General features: G+C 76.1%; 2 protein-coding genes. Both read right to left on the bottom strand.

All coding sequences use genetic code 11. The features are described from left to right. Positions 1-10 precede the first annotated feature (10 nt). Positions 11-14,143 (bottom strand): type I polyketide synthase, encoded by a 14,133-nt coding sequence (locus tag KBX43_RS00060; RefSeq protein ID WP_210882111.1) that lies wholly within the window; start codon positions 14,141-14,143, stop codon positions 11-13. Positions 14,144-14,189: 46 nt separating this feature from the next. Then, positions 14,190-25,373, bottom strand: a complete 11,184-nt coding sequence (locus tag KBX43_RS00055; protein WP_210882104.1) for a type I polyketide synthase — start codon at positions 25,371-25,373, stop codon at positions 14,190-14,192. Positions 25,374-25,401 lie beyond the last annotated feature (28 nt).

Below are 25,401 nucleotides of genomic sequence, written 5' to 3'. Positions count from 1 at the left end.
AGCGATCACGTCAGGACATCCCCAGCTCGCGGTCGATGAAGTCGAAGACCTCGTCCGGCGTCGCGTCCTGGAGCTTCTCGGCGACGGTGTCGCCGTCCGCCGGGGCGTCGGCCTCGTTGAGGGAGGCCAGCAGCGCCCGCAGCCGTTCGGTGATCCGAATTCGGGCGCTGCGGTCCGGCGCCGAGCCGGAGAGTGCCGCTTCCAACCTGTCCAGCTCACCGAAGACCGGTGCGACCCCGGCCACGCCGCCGTCGACGATCGCGGCCCGCACGTATTCGGCCAGCCCGGCGGCGGTCGGGTAGTCGAAGACCACGGTGGCGGGCAGCCGCACGCCGGTCGCCGCGGTGAGCCGGTTACGCAGCTCCACGGCGGTCAGCGAGTCGAAGCCGAGTTCGCGGAACGCCCGGTCCGGCTCGACGGCGTCCATCGAGGCGTGCCCGAGCACCGCGGCGGCCTGCCCGCGTACCAGCTCCAGCAGGGTCTTGCGTCGTTCGGCGTCGGTCTGCCCGGCGAGCAGGGCGGCCAGGGACTCCGCGGAGACGCCGGTGTCCTCGGCCCGCTCGGCGACGGCCCGCCGTGCCTCGGCCACACCCGCGATGAGCGGGCTGGGCCGCACGGCCACGAAGCCGGGCACGTAGCGGGCCCAGTCGATCTCGGTCACCATCGTCGTCGGCTCGCCCCGCGCGACGCACTGGGCGAGCGCCGTGAGCGCGAGCGCGGTGTCGAGGCGGGCCACGCCGGTACGCCGGCGGCGCTCCTCGACGGCCTGGTCGGTGGCGGCCATCCCGCCGGCCGCCCAGGGGCCCCAGGCGACCGAGGTGGCCGGCAGGCCCTGGCGGTGCCGCTGCTCGGCGAGCGCGTCGAGGTAGGCGTTGGCGGCGGCGTAGCTGCCCTGACCGGCGGCGCCGAGCTGGCCGGCCATCGCGGAGAACAGCACGAACGCGCGCAGTTCCCGCCCGAGGGTGAGCTCGTGCAGGTGCAGGGCGCCGAGCACCTTGGGTCGCAGGACGGTGGCGAGCCGGTCGGGGGTGAGCCCGTCGAGCACCCCGTCCTCCAGCACGCCGGCGGCGTGCACGACGGTGGTCAGCGGCGCGTCGGCGGGCACCTCGTCGAGCAGCTTGGCCAGCGCGGCCCGGTCGGCCACGTCGCAGGCCGCGACGGTCACCCGGGTGCCCGCCCCGGTCAGCTCACGGACGAGTGCCGTGGCGCCGGGGGCGTCCGCGCCGCGGCGGCTGACGAGCATCAGGTGCTCGGCGCCCCGGGCGGCCAGCCAGCGGGCCACCTCCGCGCCGAGCGCGCCGGTGCCGCCGGTGACCAGCGTCGTGCCCGGGTAGCCGGCGTCATCGGCGGGCGCCCCGCCGCCTGGTGCCCGCACCAGCCGGCGTACCAGGATGGTGGCGCCGTCGACCGCGAGCTGGTCCTCGCCGTCGAGGCCGGCGAGGGCGGCGCAGAGCAGGTCCCAGCCGTGGTCGTCCAGGGTGGCCGGTACGTCGACCAGGCCGCCCCACCGCTCGGGGTGTTCGAGGGCCACGACCCGGCCGAGGCCCCAGAGCAGCGACTGCTCCGGGCGGCCGGCGGTGCCGCCCCGGGTGGTGCCGGCGGCGCCCCGGGTGACGCACCACAGCGGCGCGGCGACGTCGAGGTCCCCGAGCGCCTGGATCAGCGCCAGCGACCGGGCGAGGAACGGCGGCACCGGCTGGGTGTCGTCGACCGCGCCGTCGGCGAGGGCGAGCAGGGACAGCACCCCGTCGACCGGGGCCGTTCCGCCGTCGGAGGTACGGGTGACACCGCTCAGGTGCGCGGTGAGGGCGGCCCGGTCGGTCAGGTTCTCCGGCAGCGACACCAGCCGGACGTCGGCGCCCCGGCGGGACAGTTCGGCGACGGCGGCTTCGCCCTCCTCCGGGTGCCGCGCGTCGGCGATCACCCACCAGGCGCCGGGGAGGAAGCTGACGGGCGTGCCGGTGTACGGCTGCCAGACGGCGCGGTAGCGCAGGTCGTCCAGGGCGGACCGGTTGCGCTGGCGGCGTCGCCAGGAGGCGAGCACGGGCAGGGCCCCGCCCAGCCGTTCCAGGGATTCCGTCGCGTCCTGCTCGGTGAGTTCCGCGAGCGCGGCCAGGTCCTCGCGTTCGACGGCCGCCCAGAACGCGGCGTCGACGCCGCTCGGGGTCTCCTCGGCGCCGTCCTGCCCGGTCACGGCGGTGGGCCAGAAGCGGCTGCGGTCGAAGGCGTAGGTGGGCAGTGCCACCACGTCGGTCTCGGCGAGGACGGCCGTCAGGTCGACGGGCAGGCCGATCGCGTGGGCGGTAGCCAGGTTGGTCAGCAGCCGCGTCGGATCGTCGTCACCGCGGCGCAGGCTGCCCAGCGTGTGCCCGGTGACGCCGGCGTCGTCCAGGATCGCCGTCACCGGCATCGTCAGCACCGGATGCGGTGAGATCTCGACGAACGTCGTGTGACCCGCCTCGACGGCCACCCGGACGGCGGCCTCGAACTGGACGGTCTGCCGCAGGTTGTCGTACCAGTAGCCGGCGTCCATCGAGGACGGATCGACCCAGTCCCCCGTCAACGTCGAGACGAGCCGAGTGTGCCCCGGCTGCGGGCTCACGTCGGCCAGGTCCGCGCGCAACCGCTCCGCGACCTCCTGCACCGCCACCGAATGCGACGCGTAGTCCACCGGGATCAACCGCGCCCGCACCCCGTCGGCCTGACACGCCTCCACCAGGTCGGCAACCGGCTGCGGCGGACCCGACACCACGACCGTCGACGGGCCGTTGACCGCCGCCACCCCGACACCCGGGAACGCCGGCAGCCGCTCGGCCACCGCCTCCGCCGACAGGTCCACCGACGCCATCGTCCCGGTGCCCCGCAGCACCGTCAGCGCCCGCGACCGCAACGCCACGGCCTTCGCCGCGTCCTCCAGGGAGAGAATCCCCGCCACACACGCCGCGCCGATCTCGCCCTGCGAGTGACCGATCACCGCAGCCGGAACCACACCCGCGTGCTGCCACACGGCGGCGAGGGCGACGCCGACGGCCCACAGCACCGGCTGCACGACCTCGACCCGCTCCAGCCACGACTCGTCGTCACCGGTCAACACCGCAACGAGGTCCACATCGAGGTACGGGGCCAGGGCCCGCTGACACTCCGCCAACCGCGCGTCGAACACCGGCGCACGACCCACCAGACCGGCCGCCATCCGCGCCGACTGCGCACCCTGACCCGGGAACACGAACACCGCACTCGTCCCGACGGCCGTACCCGTGACCAGGTTCCCCGCCGGCGCACCAGCCGCCAGGGCGTCCAGCCCCGCCAGCAACTCCTCCATCCCCGACCCGACCACAGCGGCCCGCTGGTCGAACACCGACCTGGTAACAGCGAGAGACCAGCCCACCGCCGCCGCGTCGAGGTCGGCGTGCGCGCGGACGTGCTGGGCCAGGCGAGCGGCCTGACCGGCCAGCGCGCCCTTCGACCGCCCCGACACCGTCCAGACGACGACGTCGGAGGCCACGAGCCCCGGGCTGCGATCCTCGGCGGCCTCGCCGTCGGGCTCCACGCTCTCGGCGGGGAGGTCCTCGGGCAGTTCGATGATGACGTGGGCGTTGGTGCCGGAGATGCCGAACGACGACACCGCCGACCGGCGCGCCCGGTCCACGGCCGGCCACGGCCGCGACTCGATCGCCAGCTCGACGGCCCCGGAGGTCCAGTCGATGTGCGGCGACGGCTCGTCCACGTGCAGCGTCGCGGGGACCACGCCCTCCCGCATCGCCAGCACCATCTTGATCACACCGGCGACGCCGGCGGCGGCCTGGGTGTGGCCGATGTTCGACTTGACCGAGCCGAGCAGCAGCGGCTCGTCGCGCTCCTGCCCGTACGTGGCGAGCAGGGCCTGCGCCTCGATCGGGTCACCGAGCGTGGTGCCCGTGCCGTGCGCCTCGACCACGTCCACGTCGGCCGCGGAGAGCCGCGCCGAGGCCAGCGCCTGCCGGATCACCCGCTGCTGCGAGGGACCGTTCGGGGCGGTCAGCCCGTTCGAGGCGCCGTCCTGGTTGACGGCACTGCCCCGCACGATCGCCAGCACCTCGTGACCGTTGCGCCGCGCGTCCGACAACCGCTCCACCAGCAGCACGCCCACACCCTCGCCCCAGCCCGTGCCATCCGCACCCGCAGCGAACGCCTTGCACCGGCCGTCGGCCGCCAGGCCCCGCTGCCGGGAGAACTCCACGAACAGCCCGGGCGTCGCCATCACGGTCACGCCGCCGGCGAGGGCCAGGTCGCACTCGCCACGCCGCAGCGCCTGCACCGCCAGGTGCAACGCCACAAGCGACGACGAACACGCCGTGTCCACCGACACCGCCGGCCCCTCCAACCCCAACGCGTACGCCACCCGACCCGACACCACACTCGCGGCGTTGCCCGTTCCCGCGAAGCCCTCCACCTCGTCCCCCGCCACCATCAGCAGGGCCCCATAGTCCTGACCATTCGTGCCCACGAACACCCCTGTTCGCGAACCCCGCAGAACCCCAGGCTCAACCCCTGCCCGCTCGACCGCCTCCCACGAAACCTCCAGCAACAACCGCTGCTGCGGGTCCATGGCCAACGCCTCGCGGGGGGAAATCCCGAAGAAACCGGCATCAAACTCCGCCGCCTCGTAGAGGAAGGCGCCGCTGCGGACGTAGGAGGTGCCGGTGGAATAGGGGTCGGGGTCGTAGAGGCGCTCGACGTCCCAACCCCGATCGCCGGGGAGGTCCGACACGGCGTCGCGGCCGGCGTGCAGCATCTGCCAGAACCGCTCGGGATCGTTGGCCCCGCCGGGGAAGCGGCAGGACATGGCCACGATGGCCACCGGCTCGTCGTCGCCGAACGCCACCGGGGCGGCCTCGACGGCCACGGCGGCCTCCCCGCCCAGTTCCTCGTGCAGGTGCCGGGCGAGCGCGGTCGGCGACGGGTAGTCGAAGACCAGGGTCACCGGCAGCCGCAGCGAGGTGGCGGTGGCGAGCCGGTTGCGCAGTTCCACCGCGGTCACCGAGTCGAAACCGAGGTCGCGGAACGCGTGGTGCGGGTCGACGGCCTGGCCGTCGGCGTACCTGAGGACCGTGGCCGCCTGGTCGCGGACCAGGTCGAGCAGCGCCTGCTGGCGCTCGGCGGCGCTCATCCGGGTGAACGCGCCGGCCGGGCCGGCCTCGTCGGTCTCCTTCGTCTCGGCCAGTCCCTTGGTGGCCTGCAACCGCTGCGCCTCGGGGATCTCCGAGATCAGCGGGCCGGGCCGGGTGGCGGTGAACGCGACGAAGAACCGCTCCCAGGCGATGTTCGAGATGGTCAGGAACGTCTCGTCGTGCTCGACGGCCTGGTGCAGGGCCGCGACGGCGAGCCGCGGCGGCATCTCGGGTGCGCCGTGGCGGTGCAGCATCCGGCCGAACTCGCCGTCGGCCATGCCGCCGCCGCCCCAGGCGCCCCAACCGATGGAGGTGGCGGGCAGGCCGAGGGCGCGGCGGTGCTCGGCGAGGGCGTTGAGGAACGCGTTGCCGGGGGCGTAGTTGCCCACGCCGGAGCTGCCGACGGTGCCGGCCATCGACGAGAACAGGATGAACGCGTCGAGGTCCAGCGCGCGGGTCAGCTCGTGCAGGTTCAGTGCGGCGGTGACCTTCGCGCTGAGCGCGTAGTCGACCTGGTCCAGCGTCAGCGAGTTGATCACCGAGTCGTCGAGCACGGCTGCGGTGTGCACGACTGTGGTCAGCGGGTGCTCGGACGGCAGGTCGGCGAGGACGGCGGCGAGCGCCGAGCGGTCGGCGGCGTCGCAGGCGGCGACGGTCACCCGGGCGCCCAGTGCGACCAGTTCGGCCTCGAGGTCGGCGATGCCCTCGGCCTGCCGGCCGCGCCGGCTCACCAGCACCAGGTGGGCGGCGCCGTTGGCGGCGAGCCAGCGGGCCATGTGCCCGCCGAGCGCGCCGGTGCCGCCGGTGACCAGGGCGGTGCCGGAGGGCCGCCAGGCGCGCGGGGCGGGCGTGTCGCCGAGCGGGGCGTGCAGCAGTCGCCGGCCGAACGCGCCGGCCCACCGCAGCGCGACCTGGTCCTCCCCGTCGGGACCGGCGAGGACGCGCACGAGCCGGCGGCCGGCCGCATCGTCGAGCTCGTCGGGCAGGTCCACGAGGCCGCCCCAGCGGTCCGGGTGCTCCAACGCGGCGACCCGGCCGAAGCCCCAGGTGAGCTGCTGGAGCGGGTGCGGCAGCGGGTCGGCCGGGCCGGTCGCGACGGCGCCCCGGGTGAGGCACCACAGGGGCGCGCGGACGCCGGCGTCGCCGAGCGCCTGCACGAGGGTGACGGTGCCGGCGAAGCCGACCGGCACGGACGGGTACGCCGGGGCGGGCGTCTCGTCGAGCGGCAGCAGCGACACGATCCCGGCGGGGCGGGGGCCGCCGTCGGCGAGGTCGCGCAGCCGGGCGGCGAGCGCCGCGCGGTCCGTGCGGTCGGCGTCCAGCGCCAGCGGTACGACGCTGCCGCCATGGCGCCGCAACGCCTCGGCGCAGAAGCCGGCCTCGGCCGCGCCGGTGTCGTCGGGGCCGGTCAGCAGCCACCAGGTGCCGGTGACGGCCGGCTCGCCGGAGGCGTCGGGGGCGACGGGCGTCCAACTGTCCCGGTACCGCCACGAGTCCACGGTGGCCTGGTCGCGGTGCCGGCGACGCCAGGCGGCGAGCACCGGCAGCACGTCGGCGAACGCCGTCTCCGGGACGGGCCCCGGCTCGGTCGTGGCGGAGAGTTCAGCCGTGAGCGCGGTCAGGTCCTCCGCCTCGACGGCCGCCCAGAACCGGGCGTCGACCTCGTCGTCGGCCACGGCACCGGCGGTCCCGACCGCGGGGGCGGGCGCGGTCGACGACTGCGGCCAGTAGAGCTGCCGCTGGAACGGGTACGTGGGCAGGTCGAGGCGACGCCCGGCGAGGCCGGCGAAGGCGGGCCGCCAGTCCACGGCCGTACCTCCGGCCCAGACCTCGGCCAGGGCGCGCAGGAAGCGGCCGAGGCCGCCCTCGCCCCGGCGCAGGCTGCCGGTGACGGTGACCGCGTCCGGGTCGGCGGCGGCCAGCTCGACGCTCTCCTGCGTGGCCATCGTCAGCACGGGGTGGGCGCTGACCTCGACGAAGGTCTGGTAGCCGGCGGCGACGAGGCTGCGTACCGCTTCGTCGAAGCGGACGGTCTGCCGCAGGTTGCGGTACCAGTAGTCGGCGTCGAGGGCGGCGGTGTCGAGCCAGTCCCCCTCGACGGTGGAGCGGAACCGGACCTCGCCGGTGCGGGGCCGCAGCCCGGCGAGCAGTTCCAGGAGCTGCTCGCGCAGTTGCTCGACGTGGGCGGAGTGGGAGGCGTAGTCCACGGGGACGCGGCGCACCCGCACCTCGTGGGACTCGTAGTGGGCGACGAGCTCGTCGAGGGCGGCGCCGTCGCCGGAGACCACGACGGAGGTGGGTCCGTTGACGGCGGCCAGGGCGATGCGGCCGGACCAGCGGGCGATCGTCGCGGTGGCCTCGTCGGCGGTGGTGGCGACCGAGACCATGCCGCCGTCCCCGGCGATGCCTGCGATGATCCGGCTGCGCAGCGCGACCACGGCCGCCGCGTCGTCGAGGGTGAGGCCACCGGCGACGTACGCGGCGGCGATCTCCCCCTGGGAGTGGCCGACGACGGCTCCGGGGCGCACCCCGTACGACTCCCAGAGCGCGGCGAGCGAGACGCTGACCGCGAACAGGGTGGGCTGCACGACGTCGACGCGCTCCAGCGACGGGGCGTCGGGCGCGCCGCGCACCACGTCGGTCGGTGACCAGTCGACGTACGGGCGCAGTGCCTCGGCGCAGGCGGCGAACGTCTCCGCGAAGACGGGGGCGGTGTCGAGCAGCTCGGCGGCCATCCCGGCCCACTGCGATCCCTGGCCCGGGAAGACGAACGCGACCTCGCCCGGCGTGCCGGGGGCGCGGGTGACGGTCTGCGGGCCGGGCCGGCCGGCGGCGAGCGCGTCGAGGGACGCGGCCAGGTCGTCGCGGTCGGCGGCGAAGACGACGGCCCGGTGGTCGTGGGCGGCGCGGGTGGCGGCCAGCGACCAGCCGACGTCGGCGAGCGCGTCGTCGTCCACTGTGCCGAGGTGCTCGCGCAGGTCCCGGGTGCGGGCGGTGAGGGCGTCGACGGTGCGCCCGGAGAGCACCCAGGGCAGCTCCCCGGTCGGCACGTCGGCCGCCGGTCCGGGCTCCGGCTCGTCGGCGGGGGCCTGTTCGAGGATGGTGTGCACGTTGGTGCCGCTGATTCCGAACGAGGAGACGGCGGCGCGGCGTACCCCGTCGGCCGGCTCCCACGGCCGGGCGGAGGTGAGCAGCTCGACGCTGCCGCCGGTCCAGTCGACGTGCGGGGTGGGCTCGTCCACGTGCAGCGTGGGCGGCAGCACCCCGTGCCGCATCGCCAGCACCATCTTCATCACCCCGGCCACACCCGCCGCCGCCTGGGTGTGCCCGATGTTCGACTTGATCGAGCCGAGCCACAACGGCCGGTCGGCGGGCCGGTCCTGGCCGTACGTGGCGATGAGGGCCTGCGCCTCGATCGGGTCGCCGAGGGTGGTGCCGGTGCCGTGCGCCTCGACGGCGTCCACCTGCTCGGCGGTGAGTCCGGCGTTCGCGAGGGCCTGCCGGATCACCCGCTGCTGGGCGGGGCCGTTGGGGGCGGTGAGGCCGTTGGAGGCGCCGTCCTGGTTGACGGCGCTGCCGCGCAGCACGGCGAGGACCGGGTTGCCGTCGCGGCGGGCGTCGGAGAGCCGCTGGAGCACCAGCAGGCCGACGCCCTCGCCCCAGCCGGTGCCGTCCGCGGCTCCGGCGAACGGCTTGCACCGGCCGTCGGCGGCGAGACCGCGCTGGCGGGAGAAGCCGACGAAGATGCCGGGGGTGGCCATCACGGTGGCGCCGCCGGCCAGGGCCAGGTCGCACTCCCCCGTCTGCAGGGCCTGCGCGGCCAGGTGCATCGCGACCAGCGACGACGAGCAGGCCGTGTCGACGGTGACGGCCGGGCCGTGCAGCCCGAAGGTGTACGCCAGCCGGCCGGAGATGACGCTGGCGGAGGTGCCGGTGGCGAGGTAGTTCTCGTCGACGTCCCCGGTGGCCATCAGCAGCGAGCCGTAGTCCTGGCCGTTGGTGCCGACGTACACGCCGGTGCGGCTGCCGCGCAGGGCGGTCGGGTCGATCCGGGCCCGCTCGAACGCCTCCCAGGTGGTCTCCAGCAGCAGCCGCTGCTGCGGGTCCATGGCGAGGGCCTCGCGGGGGCTGATGCCGAAGAACGCCGGGTCGAACTCGCCGGCACCGGCGACGAAGCCGCCCTCCCGGACGTAGCTGGTACCGAGGTGCTCGGGGTCGGGGTGGTACAGCTCGGCGAGGTTCCAGCCGCGCTCGCCGGGCATCAGGCTCAGCGCGTCGGTGCCGGTGGCCAGCAGGTCCCAGAGCTGCTCGGGCGAGGTGACCCCGCCGGGGAAGCGGCAGCTCATGGCGACGATGGCGATCGGTTCGCGGTCACGGCCGGCGCCGTCGGCGACCACCTCGCCGGTGGTGTGCCCGGCGGTGAGGCCGTGCAGGTGGGCGGCGAGTTCGGCGACCGTGGGGTGGTCGAAGACCAGCGTGGCGGGCAGGGTCATACCGGTCTCGGCGGTCAGCCGGTTGCGCAGCTCGACGGCGGTGAGCGAGTCGAAGCCGAGGTCACGGAAGGTGCGCTCGGGCAGCGGCCGCCCGGCCGGGTAGCCGAGCACGACGGCGGCCTGGGTGCGTACGAGGTCGGCGAGCTGCGGCAGGGACCGGCCGACCACCACGGCGCGGACGGGACCGGTGGGCACGGCGGGCACCCCGGGCAGGGCGGCGATCAGTGGCGTGGGCCGGCCCCAGGACGCGGCGAGGCGTCCCCAGTCGACGGCGGCGACGGTGACCGCCGGCTCGGCGGTGTTGACCAGCCGGCCGAGGGCGGTGACGGCCTCGGCGGCGGGGAGCGCGTCGACCCCGCCCCGGGCGAGCCGGGCGGTCAGGGCGGCGGCCATGCCGTCCTCAGCCCAGGCGCCCCAGGCGATGGCGGTGGCGGGCAGGCCCTGGTCGCGTCGCCAGGCCGCGAACGCGTCGAGATAGGCGTTGGCCGCCGCGTAGTTGCCCTGCCCGGCACTGCCGATGACGCCGGCGAGGGAGGAGAAGAGCACGAACGCGTCGAGGTCGCGGTGGGCGGTGGCCTCGTGCAGGACCCGGACGGCGCGGACCTTGCCGTCGAGGACGGCCTGCATCCGGGTCAGGTCGAGCCCGTCGAGGACGCCGTCGTCGATCACGCCGGCGGTGTGCACGACGGCGGTCAGCTCCGGCAGCCCGGAGACCAGAGCCTCGACGGCGGCCCGGTCGGTGACGTCGCACCCCACCACCCGCACCGCACCCAACTCGGCCACCAACTCCGCCGCACCCGGCGCCCCCGGACCCCGCCGCGAGGCGAGGACCACCTCACCGGCCCCGTTCGCCAGCAACCACCGCGCCACATGCCGACCCAACGCACCCGTACCACCGGTCACCAGCACCGTCCCGGCAGGCCGCCAACCCACACCCACCGGCGGCACGGCCGGCACCAGCCGCCGGCCGAGGACGCCCTGGGGGCGGATCGCCACCTGGTCGTGCCCGGCGTCGGCGAGGACGGCGAGCAGCGCGTCGGCCGTGGCGCGGTCGGCGCGGGCGGGCAGGTCGACCAGGCCGCCCCAGCGGTCCGGCTGTTCGAGGGCGACGACCCGCCCGAGGCCCCAGGCCAGGGCGGCCCACGGGTCGGTGAGGGTCTCGCCGGCCCCGGCGCGCACGGCGCCCCGGGTGAGGCACCAGAGCCGGCCGGGCAGGCCCGCGTCGGCGAGCGCCTGGGTGAGGGTGAGCAGCAGCGCGGCGCCGACGGAGACGGCCGGGGCGTCCGGCAGCGCCCGGTCGGTCGCGGGCAGCACGCAGAGCACGCCGGCCCAGCCCTGCTCGCCGTGGCCGCGCAGCAGCCCGGTCAGCTCGGCGCGATCGACGCCCGGGGCGACGGTCAGGGTGTCGACGTGGGCGCCGGCACCGGTCAGCGTGCCGGCCACCCCGGCGTCGTCGTTGTCGGCGGTGACGACGAGCCAGCGGCCGGTCAGCGCCGGAACGGCGGCGGGGCGTACGGGTTCCCACTCGACCCGGTAGGTCCAGCCGTCCACCACGGCGTCGCGCTGCCGGGCCCGCCGCCACGACGACAGCACCGGTACGGCCGGGGCGAGCGCCTCCACTGCCGCGGGATCGTCCTGCACGGCCAGGTGGGCGGCGACCCCGGTCAGGTCGCCACGCTCCACGGCCGCCCAGAAGTCCCCCTCGGCGGCGTCACCCGGCACGGCCGTCGCGGCGGTGCCGCCGACCTCGGGCCAGTAGCGCTGGTGCTGGAAGGCGTACGTGGGCAGGTCCACGCGCCGCGCGCCGGTGTCGGCGAACCACTGCCGCCAGTCGACCGCCACCCCGCGCACGTGCAGCTCGGCCAGCCCGGCCAGCAGCCCGTGCGCCTCGGGCCGGTCCGCGCGCTGCGCCGGCACGGCCAGCACGGCGTCGTCGGCGGGCAGGATGTCGGCCGCCATCGCGGTCAGTACGCTGCGCGGGCCGATCTCCAGGAACGTGTCCGCCCCGGCGGCGCGCAGCGCGGCGACCCCGTCGGCGAAGCGGACGGCCTCGCGGACGTGGCGCACCCAGTAGTCGGGCGTGCGGATCTCGTCGGCGTCGGCCAGTGCCCCGGTCACGTTCGACACGACCGGCAGCGACGGCGCGGCGAAGGTGAGCTTGTCGAGCACCGCGCGGAACCGGGCGAGCATCGGCTCCATCAGCGGGCTGTGGAACGCGTGGCTGACGGTGAGGCGGCGGACGCGTATGCCCCGCTCACGCCAGACCCGCTCCACCTCGTCGAGGGCCTCGACGGCGCCGGAGACCACGACGGCCTGCGGACCGTTGACCGCCGCGATCCCCACGCCGGCCAGCCCGTCCAGCGTGGCCGCCACGTCGGTCTCGGTGGCCGCGACGGCCAGCATCCCACCCCCGGCGGGCAGCGCCTGCATCAACCGGCCCCGCGCCGCCACCAGCGCGCAGGCGTGCTCCAGCGACAGCACCCCGGCCACACACGCGGCCGTGACCTCGCCGATCGAATGGCCACCCACGAAATCCGGCACGACCCCGAAGGACTCGACCAACCGGAACAACGCCACCTCGACGGCGAACAGCCCCGCCTGCGTGAACACCGTCTGGTCCAGCAGCTCCGCCTCAGCCGAACCCGGCTCGGCGAAGAGCACCTCGCGCAGCGGGCGCGGCAGGGCCCTGTCCAGGTGCCCGCACGCCTCGTCGAACGCGGCGGCGAACACCGGGAACTCCGCGTACAACTCCCGGCCCATGCCGGCGCGCTGCGCGCCCTGGCCGGAGAAGAGCACCGCGAGCTGGCCGCGCGGCGCGCCGGCACCGAGCACGACGGTGCCGGCCGGTTCCCCGGCGGCGAGGGCGCGCAGCCCCGCGAGCAGGTCGTCGCGGCCGGTCGCGGACAGCACGGCCCGACGGTCCAGGGTGGAGCGGGAGGTGACCGACGAGAAGGCCACGTCGAACGGGCGCAGGGTGTCGTCGGCGGCGAACCGGGCGGCCCAGCGGCCGGCCTGCGCGGCGAGCGCGGCGTCGGAGCGGGCGGAGAGCAGCACGGGGGCCACCGTGCGGGCCTGCGGCGTGGTCGGCTCGGCCTCGGCCTCGACCTCGGCGGGAGCCGGGGCCTGCTCGATGATGGTGTGCGCGTTGGTGCCGGAGACGCCGAACGACGACACGGCGGCCCGGCGCGGCCGGTCCACGGCCGGCCACGGCGTGACGGCGGTGGCGAGGGTGACGGCCCCGGCGGTCCAGTCGATCTGCGGCGACGGCTCGTCGACGTGCAGGGTGGGCGGCACGACGCCGTGCCGCATCGCCAGCACCATCTTGATCACACCGGCCACGCCGGCGGCTGCCTGGGTGTGCCCGATGTTCGACTTCACCGACCCGAGCAGCAGCGGCGCGGCCTCGTCGCGGTCCTGCCCGTACGTAACCAGCAGCGCCTGCGCCTCGATCGGGTCGCCGAGCCGGGTGCCCGTGCCGTGCGCCTCCACCACGTCGACCTGCTCGGGCGTGAGCCGGGCGTTGCCGAGGGCCTGGCGGATGACCCGCACCTGGGAGGGGCCGTGCGGGGCGCTGAGCCCGTTGGACGCGCCGTCGGAGTTGACCGCGCTGCCGCGTACCACGGCGAGCACCGGGTAGCCGTGCCGCTGCGCGTCGGAGAGCCGGGTGAGCAGCAGCATGCCGATGCCCTCGGACCACGAGGTGCCGTCCGCGCCGGCGGCGAACGCCTTGCACCGCCCGTCGGCGGCGAGACCGCGCTGCCGGCTGAAGCCGACGAAGACCGCCGGGGTGGGCATCACCGTCACGCCGCCCGCCAGGGCCAGCTCGCAGTCGCCGTTGCGCAGGGCCTGCGCGGCCAGGTGGATGGCGACGAGCGAGGACGAGCAGGCCGTGTCGACCGTGACCGCCGGCCCCTCCAGCCCGAGGGTGTACGCGACGCGGCCGGAGATGACACTGGTGGCGTTGCCGGTGAGCAGGTGACCCTCGCCGTTCTCGGCCTGCGCCATCATGCCGTCGTAGCCGTGCGACGAGGCCCCGACGAAGACGCCGGTACGGCTGCCCCGGACGGCCGGCAGCGGCAGCCCGGCCCGCTCGAACGCCTCCCAGGAGGTCTCCAGCAACAGCCGCTGCTGCGGGTCCATGGCGAGGGCCTCACGGGGCGAGATGCCGAACAGGTCGGCGTCGAAGTCGGCGGCGGAGTAGACGAAGCCGCCCTCGCGCACGTAACTGGTGCCCGGGTGGTCGGGATCGGGGTGGAAGAGGTTCTCCAGGTCCCAGCCCCGGTCGGCGGGGAACGGCCCGATCCCGTCGCCGCCGTCGTGCACGAGCTGCCACAGCGCCTCGGGGCTGTCGACGCCGCCCGGGTAGCGGCAGCTCATCGCCACGATGGCGATGGGCTCGGAGTCCCGGCTCTCCAGCTCGCGCAGCCGACGCCGGGTACGCCGCAGCTCCGAGGTCGTACGCTTCAGGTACTCGACGTACCTCTCGTCCTCGTTGCTCACCGTGGACCTACCTCACTCGGCATGCCGATGTCGTTGCGGCTGGTGGTCACGACGTCTCCAGCTCGCGGTCGATCAGGTCGAAGATGTTCTCGGCGGTGGCCGACTCCAGGTCGTCGTCGCCGTCCGCGTCCGCCTGCCGCTCGGTCAGCCGGCCCAGCAGGCCGTGCAGCCGGTCGGTGATCCGGCGGAACTCGTCGTCGGCCGGGTCCAGCCCGACGAGCGCCGCCTCCAGCCGGTCGAGTTCCCGGCCCGCCGCCGACGGCTCGCCGGCCGGGCTCACCGGGGCGAACTGCCCGGCCAGGTGGACGGCGAGCGCCTCGGGCGTCGGGTTGTCGAAGACCAGCGTCGCCGGCAACCGCAGCCCGGTGGCCGCGCCGAGCCGGTTGCGCAGCTCCACGGCGGTCAGCGAGTCGAAGCCGAGTTCCCGGAACGCGCGGGTCGGCTCGATGCCGGCCGGATCGCCGTGGCCGAGGACGACCGCCACGTGCGCCAGCACCAGGTCGCGCAGGGCGCGTACCCGCTTGTCGTCGGGCAGGGCGCGCAGCGTCTCGGCGTACGCCTGCCCGTCGGCGGCCTCGCCGGCCGCGGCCCGGCGGCCGGCGGCGCGGACCAGGTTGGTCAGCAGCGGGTGTACGGGCGACCCGGGCGCGGCCACGCCGGTGGCGATCTTGGCGGGCATGATTGTCGCCCGCTCCGAGCGCCAGAGGGCGTCGAACAGGGCGAGCCCCTCGGCGTCGGAGAGCGCCGCCATGCCGCCCCGGTCGAGGCGGCGGATGTCGGCCGAGTCGAGGTGGCCCGTCATGCCGCTGGCCTGTGCCCAGCGGCCCCACGCCAGCGCGACCGCCGGCAGGCCGAGGGCCCGCCGGTGCTCCGCCAGCGCGTCGAGGAACGCGTTGCCGGCGGCGTAGTTGCCCTGGCCCGGACCGCCGAACACGCCCGCGGCGGCGGAGAAGAGCACGAACGCGCTCAGGTCGTGGCCGAGGGTGGCCCGGTGCAGGTTCCACGCCACGTCGACCTTGGGCCGCAGCACCGCGGCGAGGCGGTCGGGGGTGAGCGACTCGACGGTGGCGTCGTCGAGGACGCCGGCGGCGTGCACGACGGCGCGCAGCGGGTGCCGCCGGTCCACCATGGACAGCACGTCCGCCACGGCGTCCGGGTCGGCCAGGTCGGCGGCGACGATCGACACGTCCGCGCCGAGCGCCTTCAGGTCGGCGAGCAGTTCGTCGGCGCCCTCGGCGTCCGGGCCGCGCCGGCTGACCAGCAGCAGCTGCCGGGCGCCGTGCGCGGTGACCAGGTGCCGGCAGAGCAGCGCGCCGAGGGTGCCGGTCGCCCCGGAGACCAGGACCGTGCCGTCGAGCCGGGGCGCCTGCGGAATGCTCAGGGCCAGCTTGCCGACGTGCCGGGCCTGGCTGAGGAAGCGGAACGCCTCGGGGGCGCGCCGGACGTCCCAGGTGCGCCGGGGCAGGGGCCGCAGCGCACCGGCGGCGAAAAGCGCCATCAGCTCGCCCAGCATCGCGCCGATCTTCTCCGGGCCGGCCTCGATGAGATCGAAGACCTGGTAGCTGACGCCCGGGTGGTCGGCGGCGACCCGCCGCGGGTCCCGCTTGTCGGTCTTGCCCATCTCGACGAACCGGCCGCCGTCGGTGAGCAGCCGCAGCGACGCGTCGACGTACTCGCCGCGCAGGGCGTTGAGCACCACGTCGACGCCCCGCCCGCCGGTGCGGTGGGCGAACTCGTCGGCGAAGTCGAGGCTGCGGGAGGAGGCGAGGTGCGCGTCGTCGAAGCCGGTGTCGCGCAGCGCCGGCCACTTGCCGGGGCCGGCCGTGCCGTAGACCTCCGCGCCGAGGTGGCGGGCGATCTGCACGGCGGCCATGCCCACGCCGCCGGCCGCCGCGTGCACGAGCACGGACTCGCCCGCGCGCAGCCGGGCCAGCTCCACCAGCCCGTACCAGGCGGTCAGGAAGACCACGGGCACGGCGGCGGCGTCGGTGTAGGACCAGCCGTCGGGGATGCGGGTGACCAGCCGGCGGTCGGTGACCGCCGCCGAGGCGAACGAGCCGGAGAAGATGCCCATCACCCGGTCGCCGGGGGCGAGGTCGGCGACGCCCGGCCCCACGCCGAGCACCACGCCGGCGCCCTCGTTGCCCAGCACCTCCTGGTCGGGGACCATCCCGAGGGCCAGCACCACGTCGCGGAAGTTCAGCCCGGAGGCGCGCATCCCGACCAGGACGTGGCCCGCCGGCAGTTCCCCGCCCGCCTCGGGACCGGGCAGCAGGGCGAGGTTCTCCAGCGTGCCCTTCTCGGTGACGTCGAGGCGCCACGGCACCTCGTCGGCGGGCAGCGGCAACACACCGGCGTCGCGGGCCCGGGCCAGCCGGGGCACGAGCGGCGCGCCGTCGCGCAGCGCGAGCTGCGGCTCGCCGGAGGCGACGGCCGCCGAGACGGCCGCCAGGGAGGCGGCGGCGGCGTCGGGGTCGAGCAGCGTGAACCGGCCGGGGTGCTCGGACTGCGCCGAGCGGACCAGCCCCCACAGGCTCGCCCGGGCCAGGTCGCAGGGGGCCTCGCCCGGGGCCGCGCCGACCGCGCCCCGGGTGTGCAGCACGAGCCGGGACCGCTCCAGCCGGGGCTCGCCCAACCACTGCCGCACCAGCGCGAGGGCGTCGCGGGCCGCGTCGTGCGCGGCCTCACCGGCCCGCTGCGGGTCCGACTCCGCGCCGGAGCGCAGATCCAGCACCACATCGGGTACGTCCCCGGACTCCCCGATCTCGGCGACCAGCGCCGCCAGGTCGGCGTGGGACCGCACCGGGTGCCCGGCGGCGGCGAGCGCCCCGGCGAGGCCGAGGGTGTCGTCGCCGAGCAGCGCCCAGCGGGCCTCCCCGGCCGCCGCCCCGGTGTCCGTCAACGGCGTCCAGTCCAGGTGGAACACCGACGTGCGGCGCAGGGCGGCGCCCTCGTCGGCCCGGCCCGCGGCGACCGGGCGGAACGTCAGCGACTCGACGGTGGCGACCGGCTGGCCGGCGGTGTCGGCGAGCGTGACCGCGACGGTGTCCGGGCCGAGCGGGCGCAGCCGCGCCCGCAGCCGGGTGGCGCCGTGGGCGTGCAGGGCGACCGAGCGGAAGGCGAACGGCATCCAGCCCGCCCCCGAGGTGTCCGCCGCGTCGCCGAGCAGGGCGGTGACGCCGCTGGCCTGGAGGGCCGCGTCGAACAGGGCCGGGTGCAGCCCGAAGCGGGACGCGTCGGCGCTCGCCTCCTCGGGCAGGGCCACCTCGGCGTAGACCTCGCCGTCGCCGCGCCACACCCGGCGCAGCCCCCGGAAGGAGGGGCCGTAGCCGAGGCCGCCCTCGGCCGTCTGCACGTACCAGGCGTCCAGGTCGGCGTCGACCTCGACGGCGTCGGCCGGCGGCCACTGCCCCGGTACGGCGGTCGGGGCGGGCAGCTGCGGCAGGAGGAGTCCCTCGGCGTGCCGGGTCCACTCGGCGTCGGCGTCCTCTTCGGGGCGGGAGTGCACGGTGACGCTCCGCTCACCGGTGTCGGCGGGCGGGCCCACGCGTACCTGCACCTGCACCGCGCCGGTCGCGGGGAGCACCAGCGGGTTGATCAGCGTCAGGTCGCCCACCTGGCCGGCGTCGACCTCGTCGCCGGCCCGGACCACCATGTCGACGACGCCGGTGCCGGGGACGATCACCGCCCCGCCGACGGCGTGGTCGGCCAGCCACGGGTGGGTACGCACCGACAGCCGCCCGGTCAGCACCACCGTCCGGTCGTCGGCGACGGGTACGGCCGCGCTGAGCAGCGGGTGCCCGGTGTCCTGGAGGCCGGCCGAGGCGACGTCGCGTACGCGGTGCGCGGGCGCGTCCAGCCAGTAGCGTCCCCGTTCGAAGGCGTAGGTGGGCAGTGCCACCACGTCGGTCTCGGCGAGGACGGCCGTCAGGTCGACGGGCAGGCCGATCGCGTGGGCGGTAGCCAGGTTGGTCAGCAGCCGCGTCGGATCGTCGTCGCCCCTGCGCAGGCTGCCCAGGGTGTGCCCGGTGGCGCCGGCGTCGTCCAGGATCGCCGTCACCGGCATCGTCAACACCGGGTGGGGGCTGATCTCGATGAACGTGGTGTGCCCGGCGGCGACAGCGACGCGCACGGCGGCGTCGAACTGCACGGTCTGCCGCAGGTTGTCGTACCAGTAACCGGCGTCCATCGAGGACGGGTCGACCCAGTCCCCCGTCAACGTCGAGACGAGCCGAGTGTGCCCCGGCTGCGGGCTCACGTCGGCCAGGTCCGCGCGCAACTGCTCCGCGACGTCCTGCACCGCCACGGAGTGCGACGCGTAGTCCACCGGGATCAACCGCGCCCGCACCCCGTCGGCCTGACACGCCTCCACCAGATCCGCAACCGGCTGCGGCGGACCCGACACCACCACCGTCGACGGACCGTTCACCGCCGCCACCCCGACACCCGGGAACGCCGACAGCCGCTCAGCCACCGCCTCCGCCGACAGGTCCACCGACGCCATCGTCCCCGTGCCCCGCAGCACCGTCAGCGCCCGCGACCGCAACGCCACCGCCTTCGCCGCGTCCTCCAGGGAGAGAATCCCCGCCACACACGCCGCACCGATCTCACCCTGCGAGTGACCGACCACCGCCGCCGGGGTGACCCCGGCGTGCTGCCACACCGCCGCCAGCGCCACACCAACGGCCCACAGCACCGGCTGCACGACCTCGACCCGCTCCAGCCACGACTCGTCGTCACCGGTCAACACCGCAACGAGGTCCACATCGAGGTACGGGGCCAGGGCCCGCTGACACTCCGCCAGACGCGCGTCGAACACCGGCGCACGACCCACCAGACCCGCCGCCATCCGCGCCGACTGCGCACCCTGACCCGGGAACACGAACACCGCACCCGCGCCATGCGACAGAGCCGCCGCCGCGACCACGTTGCCGGCCGGCGACCCCGACGCCAGAGCGTCCAGCCCCGCCAGCAACTCCTCCGCGCTCGACCCGACCACGACCGCCCGCTGGTCGAACGTCGACCGGGTGGCGGCGAGGGACCAGCCCACCGCCGCCGCGTCCACCTCGCCGTGCTCGCGCACGTACTCCGCCAGGCGAGCCGCCTGGCCGGTCAGGGCACCCTTCGACCGCCCCGACAGCGGCCACACCACGACGCCGGAGGCCACGAGCCCGGGGCCCTGCTCGGCCGGAGCGGCAGCCACGGCCTGCGGCTCGCCGGCCTGCTCGATGATCACGTGGGCGTTGGTGCCGGACATGCCGAACGACGACACCGCCGCCCGGCGCGGCCGGTCCACCACCGGCCACGGCCGCGACTCCGTGGCCAGTTCCACCGCGCCGGAGGTCCAGTCGATGTGCGGCGACGGCTCGTCCACGTGCAACGTCGCCGGTACCACGCCCTCCCGCATCGCCAGCACCATCTTGATCACACCGGCGACGCCCGAGGCGGCCTGCGTGTGGCCGATGTTCGACTTGATCGAGCCGAGCAGCAGCGGCGCGCCGCCCTCGCGGCCCTGGCCGTAGGTCGCCAGCAGGGCCTGCGCCTCGATCGGGTCACCGAGCGTCGTGCCCGTGCCGTGCGCCTCGACCACGTCCACATCCGCGCTGCCCAGCCGGGCCCCCGCGAGGGCCTGGCGGATCACCCGCTGCTGCGACGGGCCGTTCGGGGCGGTCAGACCGTTCGAGGCGCCGTCCTGGTTGACCGCCGACCCACGCACCACCGCCAGGACCCGGTGCCCGTTGCGCCGCGCGTCCGACAGCCGCTCCACCAGCAGCACGCCCACACCCTCGCCCCAGCCCGTGCCGTCCGCACCCGCCGCGAACGCCTTGCACCGGCCGTCGGCCGCCAGGCCCCGCTGCCGGGAGAACTCGAAGAAGGTGCCGGGGGTGGCCATGACCGTGACGCCGCCGGCGAGGGCGAGGTCGCACTCGCCACGCCGCAGCGCCTGCACCGCCAGGTGCAACGCCACAAGCGACGACGAACACGCCGTGTCCACCGACACCGCCGGCCCCTCCAACCCCAACGCGTACGCCACCCGGCCCGACACCACACTGGCGGCGTTGCCCGTGGCCCCGAACCCTTCGGCCTGCTCCCCCGCAGCCATCAGCAGGGCCCCATAGTCCTGACCATTCGTGCCCACGAACACCCCTGTTCGCGAACCCCGCAGAACCCCAGGCTCAACCCCTGCCCGCTCGACCGCCTCCCACGAAACCTCCAGCAACAACCGCTGCTGCGGATCCATCGCCGCCGCCTCGCGCGGCGAGATCCCGAAGAAACCGGGATCGAACTCGCCGGCCCCGTGCAGGAAGCCGCCCTTGTCGGCGTACGTGGTGCCGGGGTTGGCCGGGTCGGGGTCGTAGAGCCGGTCGAGGTCCCAGCCCCGGTCGGTCGGGAAGTCGCCGATCGCGTCGACGCCGTCGGCGACGAGGCGCCACAGCCGTTCGGGGCCGTCGACGCCGCCGGGGTAGCGGCAGGCCATGGCGACGATGGCCACCGGCTCGTCGTCGCCCACGGCGGCCGGGACGGCGACGGGAGCCGCCCCGGCGTCGGCGCCGAAGAGGCCGGCGAGCAGGAAGCGGGACAGCACCACCGGGGTGGGGTGGTCGAAGACCAGGGTGGTGGGCAGCGCCTGCCCGGTGGCGGCGACGAGCCGGTTGCGCAGCTCCACGGCGGTCAGCGAGTCGAAGCCGAGGTCGCGGAACGCGGTGGTCGCGCCCACGGCGGCAGCCCCGCCGTCGTGGCCGAGCACGTCGGCGGCGAGTTCGCGGACCAGGTCGGCGACGGTCTCCTCGCGGCGGGCCGGGGTCAGCGCGGCGAGGCGCCGGCGCAGCGTCGCCGCCGGGCCGTCGTCGCCGTCGTCGGCCGCGCCGCCGTCGAGGGCGGCCCGCGCCTCCGGTACGCCCTCCAGCAGCGGCCGGCGGCGCGCGGAGGCGTACGCGGGGGCGAACCGGGTCCAGTCCACGTCGGCCCCCGTCACTGTGACGTCGTCGTGGTCGAGGGCCTGCTGCAACGCGGCCATGGCGACGGCCGGGTCCATGGCGGGCAGGCCCCGGCGGCGCAGGTTCCGCTCGGCGTCGGCGGCGTGCATGCCGCCGTCGGACCAGGGGCCCCAGGCGATGGCGGTGCCGGCCCGGCCGTCGGCGCGCCGCCGCCGCACCAGCGCGTCCAGGTAGGCGTTGCCGGCCGCGTACCCGGCCTGCCCGCCACTGCCCCAGGTGGCGGCGATGGACGAGTAGACGACGAAGGCGTCCAGCTCCCGGTCGGCGAGCAGGTCGGCGAGGTGGGTGGCCCCGGCGGTCTTGCCGACTGTCACCTCGGCCAGTTCGGCGGGGGTGACCTCGGCCAGCGGGGTGGCCTGCGCGACGCCGGCGGTGTGCACGACGGTGCGCACCGGCGGGCCGTCGGCCTCGACCCGGTCGAGCAGGTCGGCGAGGGCGGCCCGGTCGGCGATGTCGCAGGCGGCGACGGTGACCCGGGCCCCGAGGCCGGCCAGCTCGGCCTCCAGCTCGGCGGCGCCGGGGGCGTCGGGTCCGCGCCGGCTGACCAGCACGACGTGCTCGGCTCCGGCGGCGGCGAGCCAGCGGGCGGCGCGCGCCCCGAGCCCGCCGGTGCCGCCGGTGACCAGGGCGGTGCCGGTGGGCGTGAACCGGCGCGCCGGCGGACGGTCGCCGAGGGCGGCGCGGACGAGGCGGCGGGCGAAGACGCCGGGGCCGCGTACGGCGAGCTGGTCCTCGCCGGTCGAGCCGGTGAGGATCGCGGCGAGCCGGAAGGCGGCCCGGTCGTCGGGGTCGGACGGCAGGTCGACCAGGCCGCCCCAGCGGTGCGGCGCCTCGACGCCGACGACCCGGCCGAGGCCCCAGATCGCGGCCTGCGCCGGGTCGGCGAGCCGGTCGTACGAGGCGGCGGCGACCGCGCCCCGGGTGACCAGCCACAGCGGCGCTGCCACGCCGGCGTCGCCGAGCGCCTGCACGAGGGCGAGGGTGGTGGTCAGGCCGGGCAGGACGGTGCCGTCGGCGGTGCGTGGTTCCCCGGCGAGCAGGGACACGACGCCGGCGGGCTCGGCGCCGGCGAGGGCCGCCGCGAGGCCGGCCCGGTCGGCGTCCGGCTCCACCGTCAGCGGCAGCACGTCGGCGCCGGCGCCGGTCAGCGCGGCCCGGACGGCACGCGCCACCGGGTCGTCGGCGTCGTCGGCGGGCAGCGCCAGCAGCCAGGTGCCGGCCAGCCGGGCGGGGGCGGGCTCGGGGGCCACCTGCCATTCCTCCCGGTACCGCCAGCCGTCGAGGACCGAGTGTTCCTGCCGCTGCCGCCGCCAGTCGGCGAGGACGGGCAGCAGGGTACGCAGCGACTCGGCGGCGGCGGTGTCGGTGACGGCGAGGGTGTCGCGCAGCGCGTCGAGGTCGGCGCGTTCGACGGCTGCCCAGAACCGGCGGTCGAGCGCGCCGGCCCCGCCCGTCGTGGTGTCGTCGGCGGGCGCCTCGGCCGGCACCCAGTAGTGCTGCCGGTCGAAGGGGTAGGTGGGCAGGTCGCCGAGCCGGCCGGGCCGGCCGGCGAGGACGTCCGCCCAGTGCGGCGGCGTGCCGGCGACGTGCAGTTGGGAGAGGGCGGCGAGCAGGGCACGGCGGTCCGGGCGGTCCCGGCGCAGCACCGGCACCACCACGGCGGAGGCGGCGTCGGTCTCGATCCCGGCGAGGGTCTCCTGGACGCTGGCGGTGAGCACGGCGTCCGGCCCGACCTCCACGAAGGTGCCGACGCCGTGGGCGCGCAGGGCGCGTACGCCGTCGGCGAAGCGGACGGCCTCCCGGACGTGGCGCACCCAGTAGCCGGGGTCGGTGAGCTGCGCCGGGTCGGCCAGCTCGCCGGTCACGTTGGACACCACCGGCAGGGTGGGGGCGCGCAGGTCGAGGCGGGCGGCGACGGCAGCGAACTCGGCGAGCATCGGCTCCATCAGCGGGCTGTGGAAGGCGTGGCTGACCCGCAGCCGCCGCACCTTCACCCCCCGGCCGGTCCACAGTTCCGCCAGCTCGTCGATGGCCGCCGCGTCGCCGGAGACGACGACGGCGTCGGGGCCGTTGACGGCGGCGAGGGCGACCCGGCCGGTCAGCGCGGCGATCGACTCGGCGACCCGGGCCTCGTCGGCGGCCACGGCGAGCATCGCGCCGCCGGTGGGCAGGTCCTGCATGAGCCGCCCCCGGGCGGCGACGAGGGCGCACGCGTCGTCGAGGCTGAGCACGCCGGCCACGTGGGCGGCGGTCAGCTCGCCGACGGAGTGCCCGGCGACCATGTCGGGGGCCAGGCCCCAGGAGCCGAGCAGCCGGTGCAGCGCCACCTCGACGGCGAACAGCGCGGCCTGGGTGAAGACGGTCTGGTCGAGCAGGTCGGCCTCGGCGGTGCCGGGCTCGGCGAACAGCAGCGGCTTCAGCGGCCGGGGCAGCCGGTGGTCGAGGTGGCCGCAGACCTCGTCGAGCGCCTCCGCGAAGACCGGGTACGCCTCGTACAGCTCCCGGCCGGCACCGGCGCGCTGGGCGCCCTGGCCGGAGAACAGGAACGCGACCCCGCCGCGTTCGGCGGCGGCGCCGGTGACCAGCCCGGGGGCGGGCCGGTCGTCGGCGAGGGCGTGCAGCGCGGCGAGCAGGCCGTCGCGGTCGTCGGCGAGCACGACCGCCCGGTGCTCCAGGGGCGAGCGGGAGACTGCCGAGGTCCAGGCGACGTCGGCCGGGCGCAGGTGCGCGTCGTCGGCGACGTAGGCCGACCAGCGCTCGGCCTGGCGGCGCAGCGCGGTGCGGGTGCGGCCGGTGAGCAGCACCGGCGCGGGCGCGGGCGGCACCGGGTGGTCCGCCTCGACGCCGGCCGGTTCGGGCTGTTCGAGGATGAGGTGGGTGTTGGTGCCGCTCATCCCGAACGACGAGACGGCGGCCCGGCGCGGCCGGTCCACGGCCGGCCACGGCGTGGCCTCGGTGACGAGGGTGACCGCGCCGGCGGCCCAGTCCACATGCGGGGTGGGCTCGTCGACGTGCAGGGTGGCCGGCACGACGCCGTGCCGCATCGCCAGCACCATCTTGATCACACCGGCGATGCCGGCGGCGGCCTGGGTGTGCCCGATGTTGGACTTGATCGAGCCGAGCAGCAGCGGCGCGGCGTCGCCCCGCTCCCGGCCGTACGTGGCGAGCAGCGCCTGAGCCTCGATCGGATCGCCGAGGGTGGTGCCGGTGCCGTGCGCCTCCACCACGTCGACCAGGTCGGGGGTGAGCTTCGCGCCGGCCAGGGCCTGCCGGATGACCCGCTGCTGGGACGGGCCGTTGGGGGCGGTGAGGCCGTTCGACGCGCCGTCGGAGTTGACCGCCGAGCTGCGGATGACGCCGAGCACGGGGTGGCCGTTGCGGCGGGCGTCGCTGAGCCGCTCCAGCAGCAGCATGCCGACGCCCTCGGACCAGCCGGTGCCGTCGGCGGAGGCGGCGAACGACTTGCACCGGCCGTCGGCGGCGAGGCCGCGCTGCCGGGAGAACTCGACGAACGGGCCGGGGGTGGCCAGCACGGTCGCGCCACCGGCCAGGGCGAGGCCGCACTCGCGCTGGCGCAGCGCCTGGCAGGCGAGATGGATGGCGACCGACGCCGACGAGCAGGCGGTGTCCACGGTGACCGACGGGCCTTCGAGGCCGAACGTGTACGCCAGCCGACCGGACACGACACTGGCGGCGGTACCGGTCAGCACGTACCCCTCGACGCCGGGCGCCCGGTGCAGCACGGCGGCGTAGTCCTGCCCGGAGGTGCCCACGAAGACGCCGGAGCGGCTGCCACGCAGCGACAGCGGGGCGATGCCGGCGCGTTCGAACAGCTCCCAGGTGACCTCCAGCAGCAGCCGCTGCTGCGGGTCCATGGCGACCGCCTCACGCGGCGAGATGCCGAAGAGCGCGGCGTCGAACTGCCCCGCGTCGCGCAGGAACCCGCCGGCGGTGGTGTACGAGGTGCCGGCGTTGTCCGGGTCGGCGTGGTAGAGCCGGTCCAGGTCCCAGCCGCGGTCGGTGGGAAAGTCGCCGATGGCGTCCCCGCCGGACGAGACGAACTCCCAGAGCTCCTCCGGCGAGCTGATGCCGCCCGGGTAGCGGCAGCTCATCGCCACGATCGCCACCGGCTCGGACTCCTCGGCGGTGACCTCGCGCAGCCGTTGGCGGGTCTGCTGCAGCTCGGCGACGACGCGCGTCAGGTATTCGCGCAGCCGATCTTCGTCCGCCATGACATCTCGCTTTCTCGTGACACCACAG

Origin of the sequence: Micromonospora sp. C41 (assembly GCF_018070485.1) — a bacterium.
GTDB lineage: Bacteria > Actinomycetota > Actinomycetes > Mycobacteriales > Micromonosporaceae > Micromonospora > Micromonospora chalcea.
The sequence above is the reverse complement of the archived record's forward strand: the minus strand, read 5'-3'. Positions and strand labels throughout refer to the sequence as shown.